The sequence below is a fragment of the Nonomuraea sp. NPDC047897 genome (assembly GCF_043204415.1).
Classification (GTDB): Bacteria; Actinomycetota; Actinomycetes; order Streptosporangiales; family Streptosporangiaceae; genus Nonomuraea.
Map to the genome: position 1 here is coordinate 1 of NZ_JBIDCC010000024.1, position 12,690 is coordinate 12,690.

General features: G+C 69.8%; 13 protein-coding genes. All 13 read left to right on the forward strand.

The features are described from left to right. The first annotated feature begins 148 nt into the window (after positions 1-148). The 13 genes from ffh to dprA all read left to right on the forward strand — a co-directional run bounded on the left by ffh (position 149) and on the right by dprA (position 12,443). Complete coding sequence (gene ffh, locus ACGF0J_RS35805) at positions 149-1,714, forward strand: signal recognition particle protein (protein ID WP_393153334.1); 1,566 nt, start codon at positions 149-151, stop codon at positions 1,712-1,714. Positions 1,715-1,985: 271 nt separating this feature from the next. Further along, complete coding sequence (gene rpsP / locus ACGF0J_RS35810) at positions 1,986-2,426, forward strand: 30S ribosomal protein S16 (RefSeq protein ID WP_393153336.1); 441 nt, start codon at positions 1,986-1,988, stop codon at positions 2,424-2,426. A gap of 1 nt (position 2,427) precedes the next feature. Continuing rightward, positions 2,428-2,673 carry an RNA-binding protein gene (locus ACGF0J_RS35815; RefSeq protein ID WP_393153338.1) on the forward strand — a complete coding sequence of 82 codons (246 nt, stop codon included), beginning with the start codon at positions 2,428-2,430 and terminating at the stop codon, positions 2,671-2,673. A gap of 508 nt (positions 2,674-3,181) precedes the next feature. Beyond that, entirely contained in the window at positions 3,182-3,682 is a 501-nt protein-coding gene (rimM, locus tag ACGF0J_RS35820; protein WP_393153340.1) for a ribosome maturation factor RimM, read from the forward strand. Between the two features lie 23 nt (positions 3,683-3,705). Then, positions 3,706-4,485 carry a tRNA (guanosine(37)-N1)-methyltransferase TrmD gene (trmD, locus tag ACGF0J_RS35825; protein ID WP_393153472.1) on the forward strand — a complete coding sequence of 260 codons (780 nt, stop codon included), beginning with the start codon at positions 3,706-3,708 and terminating at the stop codon, positions 4,483-4,485. A 137-nt stretch (positions 4,486-4,622) separates the two neighbouring features. Beyond that, positions 4,623-4,985, forward strand: a complete 363-nt coding sequence (rplS, locus tag ACGF0J_RS35830; protein ID WP_393153342.1) for a 50S ribosomal protein L19 — start codon at positions 4,623-4,625, stop codon at positions 4,983-4,985. 211 nt (positions 4,986-5,196) lie between these two features. After that, the gene (gene lepB / locus ACGF0J_RS35835) at positions 5,197-6,066 is read left to right on the forward strand and encodes a signal peptidase I (RefSeq protein ID WP_393153344.1); all 870 of its coding nucleotides are present in this window, start codon (positions 5,197-5,199) and stop codon (positions 6,064-6,066) included. Continuing rightward, positions 6,059-6,652, forward strand: coding sequence for a signal peptidase I (gene lepB / locus ACGF0J_RS35840; RefSeq protein WP_393153346.1), 594 nt, complete (start codon positions 6,059-6,061; stop codon positions 6,650-6,652). Before lepB (ACGF0J_RS35835) ends, lepB (ACGF0J_RS35840) begins: the two co-directional genes overlap by 8 nt. Positions 6,653-7,068: 416 nt before the next feature. Next, positions 7,069-7,737, forward strand: coding sequence for a ribonuclease HII (locus ACGF0J_RS35845; protein WP_393153348.1), 669 nt, complete (start codon positions 7,069-7,071; stop codon positions 7,735-7,737). A 39-nt stretch (positions 7,738-7,776) separates the two neighbouring features. Beyond that, positions 7,777-8,100 carry a DUF2469 domain-containing protein gene (locus tag ACGF0J_RS35850; protein WP_393153350.1) on the forward strand — a complete coding sequence of 108 codons (324 nt, stop codon included), beginning with the start codon at positions 7,777-7,779 and terminating at the stop codon, positions 8,098-8,100. A 734-nt stretch (positions 8,101-8,834) separates the two neighbouring features. Continuing rightward, a complete protein-coding gene (locus tag ACGF0J_RS35855; protein ID WP_393153352.1) occupies positions 8,835-9,188 on the forward strand; it encodes a YraN family protein in 354 nt (117 codons plus the stop codon). Next, the gene (locus tag ACGF0J_RS35860; protein ID WP_393153354.1) at positions 9,189-10,724 is read left to right on the forward strand and encodes a YifB family Mg chelatase-like AAA ATPase; all 1,536 of its coding nucleotides are present in this window, start codon (positions 9,189-9,191) and stop codon (positions 10,722-10,724) included. 450 nt (positions 10,725-11,174) lie between these two features. Further along, complete coding sequence (gene dprA, locus ACGF0J_RS35865; protein ID WP_393153356.1) at positions 11,175-12,443, forward strand: DNA-processing protein DprA; 1,269 nt, start codon at positions 11,175-11,177, stop codon at positions 12,441-12,443. The last annotated feature ends 247 nt before the right edge of the window (positions 12,444-12,690 follow it).

A 12,690-nucleotide genomic window follows, 5' to 3' on the forward strand; every position in this document is an offset into this window, starting at 1 on the left:
CCCGGTCGAAGGACTCGGTCAAGAGCGCGTTGATCAATCTGGTCGAACACGCGTTGACGGTCCGGATGGCCGTGCCAGGCTGGAGCGGCTAGCGGAGCGGCTAGGCTGAGTCCAAGACCTTCATCCGCTTCGAGGACTGGCCAACCACGTGTTCGAGACGCTTTCCGACCGGCTGACATCGGTCTTCTCCTCCCTCCGATCCAAGGGTCGGCTGTCCGACGCCGACATCGACGCGACCACCCGCGAGATCCGCATCGCGCTGCTCGAGGCCGATGTCGCGCTGCCGGTGGTCAAGGCATTCGTCGCCCGGGTCAAGGAACGCGCGCGCGGCGCCGAGGTCTCCCAGGCGCTCAACCCGGCGCAGCAGGTCGTCAAGATCGTCAACGACGAGCTGATCGAGATTCTCGGCGGTGAGACCCGCCGGCTCCGCCACGCCAAGACCCCACCCACGGTGATCATGCTCGCCGGCCTGCAGGGCTCCGGCAAGACCACCCTGGCGGGCAAACTGGCCCATTGGCTGCGCGAGCAGGGCCACACCCCCATGCTCGTCGCCGCCGACCTGCAGCGACCCAACGCCGTCCAGCAGCTCCAGGTCATGGGCGAGCGCGCGCGGGTCGCCGTCTACGCCCCCGAGCCGGGCAACGGCGTCGGCGACCCCGTCGACGTGGCCCGCCGCTCGATCGACGAGGCCGGCCGGCAGCAGCACGACATCGTCATCATCGACACCGCCGGCCGGCTCGGCATCGACCAGGACATGATGCGGCAGGCCGCCGACATCCGCGCCGCGGTCACCCCCGACGAGGTGCTGTTCGTGGTCGACGCCATGATCGGCCAGGACGCCGTCACCACAGCCCAGGCGTTCATGGACGGGGTCGGCTTCGACGGCGTCGTCCTCACCAAGCTCGACGGCGACGCGCGCGGCGGTGCCGCCCTGTCGGTCAGGCACATCACCGGCCGGCCGATCATGTTCGCCTCGACGGGCGAGAAGCTCGAGGACTTCGACGCCTTCCACCCCGACCGGATGGCCTCCCGCATCCTCGACATGGGCGACATCCTCACCCTGATCGAGCAGGCCCAGAAGACGTTCGACGAGGAGCAGGCCGCCAAGATGGCCGGCAAGCTCACCTCGGGCGAGAGCTTCACCCTCGAGGACTTCCTCGAGCAGATGATGATGGTCCAGAAGATGGGGCCCATCAAGAACCTGCTCGGCATGATGCCCGGCATGGGGCAGATGCGCGACCAGCTCAACGCGATCGACGACCGCGACCTCGACCGCGTCGCCGCCATCATCCGGTCCATGACGCCCGCCGAGCGTCAGGACCCCAAGATCATCAACGGCTCGCGGCGGGCCCGCATCGCGGCCGGCTCCGGCGTCACCGTCACCGCCGTCAACAACCTCGTCACCCGCTTCTTCGAAGCCCAGAAGATGATGAAGCGGATGGCCGGCGGCATGGGCATTCCCGGCATGCCGGGCGGCCGCGGCAAGGCCGGCAAGGCGCAGAAGAAGGGCAAGAAGGGGCGCCGGGTGAGCGGCGACCCGCGCAAGGCCGCCCTCGGCAAGGCCTCGGCCGGCGCAGGCGCCGGCTCCGACGACGACGCGGCGCCCACGCCCAAGGTGGGCGGCATGCTGGGCAACCTCGGCGGCAAGCTGCCCCCCGGCATCGAGCTCCCGCCGGGCTTCGACCCGTCCAAGTTCAAGCTTCCCGGCCAGTAGTCGTCATGCCGGTCGGGCGACCCGCCCGACCGGCACCCCCCCCTTTCCCGGCGGCACCAGTCTCTGGCGCGGGGGCCCGCCCGGCGGTGTCCGCGCGTCACGTCGCTGGCAGTGTCCAGGATCTGGCACAATGGCATGTTGGAACACCGTGACCAGCTGGGTGCCCTCTCACCTCCCGGCGGCCACGCCTGTCCCTGGAGCGAACGTCCTGTCGTGCCCCACTCGGCGAGGCGCAGCTCACCCGCGCTCGAATGCAGGAGAGACCACACCCGTGGCAGTCAAGATCAAGCTCAAGCGGCTCGGCATGATCCGCAACGCTCAGTACCGTATCGTCGTCGCCGACAGCCGCACCAAGCGTGACGGCCGGGCGATCGAGGAGATCGGCCTGTACCACCCGAAGCAGAACCCGTCGCGCATCGAGATCGACGCGGAGCGCGCGGCCTACTGGCTCGGCGTCGGCGCGCAGCCGACCGAGCCCGTGCTCAAGCTGCTCAAGCTCACCGGTGACTGGCAGAAGTTCAAGGGCGAGCCCGCCCCTGAGCCGCTGAAGGTCGCCGAGCCGGCTGCCGACCGGCACGCCCTCTACGAGGCCGCGGCCAAGGAGGCGCTGTCCGGTGGCGACACCGGCACCACCGCCACCACGCCCAAGAAGGCCAAGAAGAAGGACGAGGCCGAGGCCGCCACCGAGACCCCGACCGAGGGCGAGGGCTGACGTGCTCGAGGAGGCTCTCGAGCACCTCGTGAAGGGCATCGTCGAACATCCCGACGATGTCCGGGTTCGCGCTCGCCGCATCCGCAGCGGGCGCGTCCTGGAGGTCCGGGTGCACCCCGAGGACCTGGGTAAGGTCATCGGTCGCGGTGGGCGCACCGCCAAGGCGCTGCGCATCGTGGTGAACGCCCTGTCCGACGGGAAGTACGTGCGGGTCGATCTGCTCGACCTGCACGAAGCGGTCCGTTAGCGTCAGGTTTGCACGCCCTCATCGGGACCTTCCGATGGGGGCGCTCGCGTTCGCGGGCCTCTCCCGACCCGGTCTCGTCAGGGACGGGACGCCCGCCGCCGGACCGCCGCGTACCGCACAGGACCGTCGTGACGGCGCCTGCGGCCGCCGGGTCTTCGGCGCCACCCAGTGGCGTCAGGCCGGATTCCCTCGGGTCCGGTCACACGGGCTGATCACCGGCCGTGCGGGCACCGCGCCGCGGCTCACGGGTGGACGGCCGAGCTTGACAGCCGTCACCGCGCGGACGGGCCTGCGGCACCCCGCTCGCGGGCGTCCGGTCCGTACGGTCGGGAGCCGATCCGGGACGGTCAGGAGCGGGGATGTCAGGACCCGGGACAGCCCCGACCGGGACAGCCAGGATCCGGGACAGCCCCGATCGGGAGTGTCAGGATCGGGACGGTCAGGACCCCGGGAGGGATGGTCCGTACGTGCACGCTGGGAGACATCGGGTGAGAGAAGGCAGGTTCAGGTGCAACTGGTCGTCGGCCGGATAGGCCGCCCGCACGGAGTGCGCGGCGAGGTGACCGTGGAGGTGCGCACCGACGATCCCGAGCTGCGCTTCGCCGTGGGGACGTCGCTCGCCACCGACCCGCCGGGCCGCGGCCCGCTCGTGATCGAGAGCCGCCGCTGGCACAAGGGAAACCTGCTGCTCGCGCTCGCCGGGGTCGCCGACCGCGACACCGCCGACGAGCTGCGCGGCACGATGATCGTCATCGACTCCGCCGAGGTGGAGCCCTCCGACGACCCCGACGAGTTCCACGACCACCAGCTCATCGGGCTCACGGTCGTGACGGCCTCCGGCGAGCAGGTCGGCGAGGTCACCGACGTGCTGCACCACGGCCAGGACCTGCTGGTCGTCGCCCGCGGCGGGCAGGACGACGCGCTCATCCCGTTCGTCAGGGCGATCGTGCCCGAGGTGGACGTGAACGGCGGCAGGCTCGTCGTCGACCCGCCCGAGGGGCTGCTGTGACGGAGCGTCCCGCGCCGGGCACCATGCGGCTCGACGTCATCTCCATCTTCCCCGAGTACTTCGCGCCGCTCGACGTCTCGCTGATCGGCAAGGCACGCGAGCGCGGCATCCTCGACGTGCGGGTGCACCAGCTCCGCGACTGGGCGCACGACGTGCACAAGACGGTGGACGACACCCCGTACGGCGGCGGACCCGGAATGGTCATGAAGCCGGAGGTCTGGGGCGAGGCCATCGACGAGGTGATCGGCGACGGCGCGCCCCGCATGATCGTCCCCACCCCGAGCGGCCGGCCGTTCACCCAGGAGGTGGCGCAGGAACTGGCGGCGGAGCCGTGGCTGGTGTTCGCCTGCGGCCGGTACGAGGGCATCGACTCCCGGGTCATGCGCGAGTACGGCTCGCGGCTGCGGGTGGACGAGCTGAGCATCGGCGACTACGTGCTCGCCGGCGGGGAGGTCGCGGTGCTGGTCATGGTGGAGGCCATCGGCAGGCTGCTGCCCGGCGTGCTCGGCAACGTCCACTCGGCCGTCGACGACTCCTTCGCCCCCGGCGCCATGCAGAACCTTCTCGAGGGACCCGTCTACACCAAGCCCCCCGTGTGGCGAGGGCACGAGGTGCCCGCCGTGCTGCTGTCCGGGCACCACGGCAAGGTCGCCCGGTGGCGGCGCGACGAGGCGCTGCGCCGTACCGTCGCCAACCGGCCCGAACTGGCGGCGGCGCTCGACGCCGAGACGCTCGACAAACGCGACCGTGAGGTCCTCCAGGAGCTGGCGTTTCGCGTCGGACCGGAAGATATGGCAAACTGAGGCGTTGCCAACCGTCGTTCGGTTGGTCTGTCATGCCCGGGGATCGATCCCGGGCTCATCACATCAGCAGGCGTGTCCGCCGCGAGCTCCGGCCGGGTGGACCTCCGCGTGCTAGCGAGACTTTGAGGACAGCTCTCATGCACACGAAGATCCAGGAGCTCGAGCAGGCGACCCTGCGCAGCGATGTGCCGGACTTCCGCCCCGGTGACACGCTCGAGGTTCACGTCCGAGTCGTCGAAGGCAACCGATCCCGTATCCAGGTCTTCAAGGGCTTCGTGCTGCGTCGCCAGGGCAGCGGCGCCCGCGAGACCTTCACGGTCCGCAAGGTGAGCTACAGCGTCGGCGTCGAGCGCACCTTCCCGGTGCACAGCCCGGTCATCGAGAAGATCGTGCTGGTCACCCGGGGTGACGTGCGTCGCGCCAAGCTGTACTACATGCGCGACCTGCGCGGCAAGGCCGCTCGCATCCGCGAGAAGCGTGAGGCGACGCCCGCCAAGTGACCAGGCGTTGACCGGCGGCCCGTGCCCACCCCGGCGCGGGCGCCCGGTCGGAGGCCCGTGCCCATGCTCGGCACGGCCGGCCCGATGGCCCGCGTTCCGCGCGGGCCATCCGCTTTTATCGGGGCGATTCTCTTTATGCGGAGCGACTCGGGCGCGGGTGTAACGTCGGTCGAGCGTTGCCGAGCCGGTGCATCATCTAGGCTCGTCAGCGATGACTAGCGAGAGCCAGGAGTACGGCGCTGCTGCGCGCCGCCCTGTCGAGGACGAGGTGGACGTGGTCGCCGAAGAGACTCAGAAGCCGGCGAAAGGCGACAAGGAGAAGAAGGGGTCGTTCTGGAAGGAGCTTCCCGTCCTCGTCGTCGTGGCGCTGGTGCTGGCCCTGATCATCAAGACCTTCGTGATCCAGGCCTTCTACATCCCGTCCGAGTCGATGCAGAACACTCTGCTCAAGGACGACCGCGTCCTGGTCAACAAGCTCGTCTACCACACGCGTGACATCGAGCGCGGCGACGTCGTGGTGTTCTCCGGCGTCGACTCCTGGGACCAGGAGTTCCAGTTGGAGGAGCCGTCCAACCCCGTCGCGGGGTTCTTCCGCTGGATCGGCACCGCGTTCGGCGTCGTCCCCGGTGAGAAGGACTACATCAAGCGGGTCATCGGCGTCGGCGGCGACCACGTCAAGTGCTGCGACTCCAAGGGGCGCATCACGGTCAACGGCGTCGCGATCAACGAGGAGAGCTACCTCTTCCCCGGCAACGAGCCCTCCGACAAGTTCTTCGACATCAAGGTGCCCGAAGGTCACCTGTGGGTGATGGGCGATCATCGCGCCGTCTCGCTCGACTCGCGTGCCCACCAGGGCGACCCGGGCGGCGGCTCGATCCCCGAGAGCCAGGTCATCGGCCGGGCGTTCGTCATCGTGTGGCCGTTCTCCCGGGCGGGGACACTGCCCATCCCCGACACGTTCGCCCAGCCGGCCCTGCAGGCGCTCGGCGGGGCCACGCCGTTCGCCGCCGGCTTCGTGCTGGCCGTACCCTTGGTTCTGGCAATCCGCAGGCGCCGGTCGCGCAAGGGCGCTGATGGCTGACACCGAGAAGGCGGAGGGCGTGCAGCAGAAGAAGAAAAAGGGCGGTTTCCGCGAGACCGTCTTACTCCTGGCACTCGGCGTCGGCATCGCGCTGGTGCTCCGGCAGTTCGTGATGGGGTCGTTCTACATTCCGTCCGAGTCGATGGAGAACACCCTGCAGATCAACGACCAGGTGTTCGTCAACAAGCTGTCCGGCAAGCCGGAGCGCGGCGACATCGTCGTCTTCAAGGGCTGGAACGGCGACGACACCATCAAGCGGGTCATCGGCGTCGGCGGCGACGAGGTGGTCTGCTGCGACTCCAAGCGGCGCATCACGGTCAACGGCACGCCGCTGGCCGAATCCTCCTACCTGTACCCGGACGACTATCCGTCGGGCGACGAGTTCAAGGTCAAGGTCCCGCCGGGCAAGCTCTGGCTGATGGGAGACCACCGCAGCGCCTCGGCCGACTCACGCAGCCACATGGAGGAGCCGGGGGGCGGGTTCATCGCCGAGGACGCGGTGGTCGGCAAGGCGGTCATGCGCTACTGGCCACTCTCACGCGGCCTCATCTTCACCCGGCCCGAAACCTTCGACAAGGTGAAGTAGACCCACCTGATCCCGTACGGGCTCGCGCAGGTGCGCGGCTTCAGTCCCGCGCGGGTCCACGGAGGTGCGGGCTGGGTCTCGTACGGGCTCGACCGGGTCTGGGGGGCTGAGTCCTGTGCCGGGGTGGTGCGCGTCCGAGGGTGGGCTGAGTCCTGTGCCGGCCCGCATGGGACGAAGTGGGGGGCCGGCGTGGAGGCCCGGCAAGCGGCGGCGTCGCTCCGAGGCTAGGCGGCGGCGTGGCTCCGAGGCCCGGCAGGCGGCAAGCGGCGGCGTCGCTCCAAGGCCCGGCCAGGCAGCGGCACCAGGCCGTCGCGCAGAGACCCGGCGGGGCAGGGGCTCCAGTGGTTCGGCGCCGTGCGGCAGTCGAAGGTTTCCGGTCGCGGTTTGCGGCGATTGGGGCGTACTCTGCCTCTGTCATGACAGTTGCGTTCCGCCCTCGCCCGAGCATAGTCCGGCGCGATTCGGGGCTCTACGCCTACGAACGGGCGCTCGCCCGCCGAGGCCTCACGCCCATCGCGGGCGTCGACGAGGCGGGTCGGGGAGCCTGCGCCGGGCCGCTGGTCGTCGCCGCTGTCGTCCTGCGCAAGCAGATCCAGGGCCTCGACGACTCCAAGCTCCTCACCCCCGCCGCGCGCGAGCGGCTCTACGACCAGATCGTCCGGTCGGCACACGTCGGCCTCATCGTCATCCCGCCGGCCGAGATCGACGCCCGAGGGCTGCACCGCAGCAACATCTCGGGAATGCGGCGCGCGGTCGCACAGTTGACCTGTGGCCCGGAGTACATCCTCACCGACGGCTTCCCGGTGCCCGGCCTGCCGGCACCGTCGCTGGCGGTGTGGAAGGGGGACCAGGTGGCGGCCTGTGTGGCGGCGGCCTCGATCGTGGCCAAGGTGACCAGGGACCGGATGATGGTTACGCTCGACGCCGAATTTCCCGCCTACGGTTTCGCCGATCACAAGGGATATGTCACGGCAGCACACCGGCTGGCGCTGGAGACGCACGGCCCGTGCCCGCACCACCGTTTCTCCTTCGTCACGGTGGCCAGAGAGATGGGCGAGAATGAATTGGGGGCCGGGGTTGCCTGACCAGGCACACCGGGGGACCGGTACGACAGGAGGACCGCGATGAGCGCAGAGGATCTCGAGAAGTACGAAACCGAGATGGAGCTGCAGCTTTACCGCGAATACCGTGATGTCGTCGGGCTGTTCACCTATGTCGTGGAGACGGAACGGCGCTTCTACCTGACCAACACGGTCGACCTCGACGTCCGCACCGCCGAGAACGGCGACGTGTTCTTCGACGTGAAGATGCAGGACGCGTGGGTGTGGGACATGTACAGACCGGCGCGGTTCGTGAAGAACGTTCGTGTGGTCACGTTCAAGGACGTCAACGTGGAGGAGCTGGCCAAGGCCGACCTGGAGATGCCGAAGGAGGGGTTCTCCGGGTGACTCCGCGCGGGTCCGGGCACTGCGGCATCCGGACGCTGCGAGCGCTTCTGACGCGATGAGTGCCGCGAGCGTCTATGGCGCAGGGGGGCGCCACGAGCGTCTATGGCGCAGGGGGTGCCACGAGCACTTCTGGCATGGCAAGTGACGGGAGCACCCCTGGCGCGGTGGGTGCCGGGAGCACCTGTGGCGCGGTGGGTGCCGGGAGCGCCTCTGGCACGGTGAGTGCCGCGAACATGAACACAACCAACGGTGCGGCGGGAAGGCCATGGGCCCCACGGATCACGCGTCGCACCTGCAGCCAGAGCGCGCGCACCCTGGCTCGGTGCCGCGCCACAGTGCGCATGGTGATCGTCGACCCGCGCACACGCACCTGAGCCGCCGACCGTCGGCGCGGTCGGCTACGGCGCCGCGCCTGCCACTGCGTGCTCGAAGCCCCCTCTGCCGAGCCCGTTCCCTTCCACACCGTGCTCGCCGCTCCTCTGTCGATGCCGCTCCCTTCTCCGCATGCTCCACCGCGTGCCCGAGGCACACATCTACCGATGCCCGCTCCCTTCCGAGCGCTCCGCTACCCACGTTTCCTCCGCCTGTCTCTGACGCGCCCAAGGGCGTCGAGCACCACGGGGCCCTCAGTTGTCCACAACCCGCAGAGTCCCCGAACGACGTTTTCCCCAGAACCTCGTTCGCGAGCCCCACCGCCGCCCCCGCTGGGCGAAAGTCGTGCCCGGAGGTGGCACATGGCCGCGAAGAACGACCTCGGCAGACACGGCGAGCAACTGGCCGTCGACTATCTCGAAGCCGAGGGAATGAGGATCATCGAGCGTAACTGGCGTTGCCGCCACGGCGAGATAGACGTCATCGCCGAAGACGGCTCCACCCTGGTGGTCGTCGAGGTCAAGACAAGATCGGGCAGGTCGCACGGCACGGCACTCGAGTCCGTGCGGCCGGCCAAGCTGAGCAGACTGCGCATGCTGGCGGCCAAGTGGCTGGCGTCCCAGCCGCGCACGTTCCCCACGGTCAGGGTCGACGTCATCGCCCTGGAGCGCTTCGCAGGCGACTACTCGTTGCGCCACGTCCGGGGAGTGGTCTAGATGGCGGTCGCACGCACCCGCAGCGTCGCCCTGGTCGGTGTGACCGGCCGCATGGTCGAAGTGGAGGCCGACGTCGGCAACGGGCTGGCCGGCATCCACCTCATCGGCCTGCCCGACACGGCCCTGAGCGAGGCCCGCGACCGGGTACGGTCCGCGATGGTCAACAGTCACTATCCCTGGCCCGACGCCCGGATCACGGTGAGCCTGTTCCCGGCGAGCCTGCCCAAGAGAGGCAGCCAGTTCGATCTGGCCATAGCGATCGCGATCCTGGGGGCCGCCGGGGTGGTCCCCAGCGAGCGCATCGCCGAGCCGTTCTTCCTTGGCGAGCTTGGGCTCGACGGACGGCTCAGGCCCGTGCGCGGCGTTCTCCCGTCCGTGCTCGGCGCGGTCGGGCGGGGCGAGGTCACCGTCGTGATCCCGTCGGCGAACGCGGCCGAGGCGGCTCTGGTGCCCGACGTCCGCGTGGTGCCGGTGGCGGACCTCCGGCAGCTCGTCGAGTGGCTACGCCGGGGAGACGACCCGCCGCAGCCTCTGCGGCCCGACCTCGACACCGCGGCGCCAGCCTCCCCCCGTTCCGCGGTCGACCTGGCCGACGTGGTCGGTCAGCCGGTGGCGCGCCGTGCCCTGGAGATCTGCGCGGCCGGCGGCCACAACCTCTGGATGCTCGGCCCGCCCGGCACGGGCAAGACTCTGCTCGCCGAACGCCTGCCGACCCTCCTTCCCGACCTGGAGCTCGACCACGCGCTCGAAGTCACCGCCATCCAGTCGGTCGCGGGAGCCCTCCCGCCCAACAGCCCCCTGGTGAGCAGGCCACCGTTCGTCAGCCCCCACCACACCGCCAGCGCCGCCGCGATCATCGGCGGTGGCAGCACCGTCGTCCGTCCGGGGGCGGTCTCCTTGGCGCACAGGGGTGTGCTCTTCATGGACGAGGCTCCCGAATTCCCGCGTCCGGTGCTCGATTCGCTGCGCCAGCCTCTGGAGTCCGGCCGGGTGACGGTGTCCAGGTCAGCGGGTTCGGTCACGTTCCCGGCGAGGTTCATGCTGGTGCTGGCGGCCAACCCCTGCCCATGCGCGCAGCCGCAGGACAACCCCGATGCCTGCCAGTGCACCCCCACGGTCAGACGCCGCTACCTTGGCCGGCTCTCGGGCCCGCTCATCGACCGCATCGACATGAAGGTCACCGTCGCCCGTTCCTCAAGACGCGAGCTCATGGCCGACCGCCAGTTCGTCGAGTCAAGCAAGATCGTCGCCGAACGGGTCCTCGAAGCGCGGCAACGAGCGGCCGACCGCCTCTCCGGCACTCCCTGGCGCACCAACGCCGAGATACCGTCCACGGCCCTGCACACCGACTACCGCCCGCCGGGCGAGGCCATGAAGCCGATGACCGCCTGCCTCGACTCGGGTGCGCTGAGCGCCCGGGGTCTCGACCGGGTCATAAGAGTCGCCTGGACCGTCGCGGACCTGGCCGGAAAGGACAGACCTGGACATGAGGAGACAGGCACGGCACTCGCCCTGTGGCTCGGGGTGAACACTTGACCACGCGCATCACCCGGTCATTGCCTTGCCGCATCCCCGCCCGCGGAGGAGACCACCAGGCCCTCGACGAGGCGACCTGCCCCGGCCACGGCAGCCCCACAGGCTCGACGCCGAAGACCGCGGCTCCCTGGCCTATCGCCGCGTGCCGCTGGATCCAGGCGGTCCACCGGGAGGCGTCCGCCGCCCTCACCTCCGGACCTGGTCACGGGCCGGAGCGAGGGTCTGCCAGCCGCGCCCCAGTCGCTGCTGTCCGTGCCCGTCGCGTACGCCACCCACGCGACGCGCCACGCACTCCCTGCCCAAGGCGCCGGCCGTACACGGGCGCTGGTGGCCCGGCTCGGCCTTGTTCGGCTCGCCTCGTTCGGCCCGGGCCTTGTTCGGCACCGACTTGCGCTGCTTCGGTGCCCGTCTCCCAATGGCCCCTCCACACCTCGATCTGCAGGAGTCACGATGAGCAACCCCGAACTGGTGGCAAGAGCCGCTCTCACGCGCGCCGCCGACACAGGAGACACCACGATGGGCCGTCTCGTGGCTGCCTGCGGCGCGATCGCGGCCCTGGATGCCATCCGTGACCGGACGCTCCCGCCCGCGTTCGTCGCCCGGGAAGCGCAACAGGAACGCGTCACCAAGCTGGACCAGAAGCTGAACACCTGGCACGCCAGACTCGCATCAGCTGATCCGGTGGCGGACATCACCGCCGGAGAGCGGTCAGGAGCGAGGCTGATCATCCCAAGCAGTCCTGAGTGGCCGAGCCAGCTCGATCAACTCGGCCCCAGCCGTCCGCTCGCACTGTGGCTGCACGGCTCTGCCGACCTACGTTTCTCCTGCCTGCGCTCCGTTTCGGTCGTAGGAGCGCGTTCGGCCACCTCGTACGGCACCCACGTGGCGGCCGAGTTCGGGATCGGCCTCAGCGAGGCCGGCTGGACGGTCATCTCGGGCGGCGCCTATGGGGTCGACGGTGCGGCACACCGCGGAGCCCTGGCTGCCGACGCGCCGACGGTCGTGGTGCTCGCATGCGGTGTCGACATCGCCTATCCGCGTGGACACCTCGGTCTGTTCACCGCCGTCCGCGAACAGGGCGTGGTCGTCAGCGAATGCCCGCCGGGCGTTCACCCCACGCGTGCGCGGTTCCTCATCAGAAACCGCCTGATCGCCGCCCTGTCCCGCGGCACGGTCGTCGTGGAGGCAGCGCTGCGCAGCGGCGCGCTCAACACGGCAACACACGCTCTCACGCTGAACCGGCACCTGGCAGCCGTACCCGGCCCCGTCACCTCCCCCATGTCGGCCGGGTGCCACAGGCTCCTCCGCGAGCGCAAAGCCGTCTGCGTCGCCACGCCGGAGGAGATGATCGACCTGGTAGGCGTCCTGGGCGACGACCTCGCCCCGTCGCCCAGAAGCCCGGTGGTCCCGCGCGACGCCCTCAACGAGATCACCAGGAAGATCCTCGACGCGGTCCCCTCCCGGGGTGGTGCGGGCCCCGCATCGATCGCGTTGGCCGCGGGCGTCCCGCTGGACGCCGCTCTCAGCTCGCTGGGAGGTCTCGCAGCAGCGGGGTACGTGGAACGCGTGGAGAAAGGGTGGCGCATCCGCAAGCCGGCGGCGGCCGCCTACCGCAAGCACGACTCCCTGCCGGATCCTGCCGACTCCTCCGGGGCGGACGCCTTCGCCGAACCTCCGAGCCCCCAGGACCCGACCGCGCCCCTTTCCGAGTTGGCATGACATGCGAGTTGGCCGCGTCGCCCACATGTCAAAAGTCCCTGGCCAAGCGACGGACGCGGCGAAGAGCGGGTTCTTACGCGTCATGAGCCGTACCGGCAGCTCACGGGAAGTGCGACACGCGTGGAATGAGGAGAAGTGGGGAAGCATGTCTGGCGTTGCAAGTGATAGGGACGTTGCGAGGGTCAGAGAGATGCTCTACGCGGTGGTGATGGTGGCTGCGGCGCTGAGTTGATGGTCAAGGATGCGT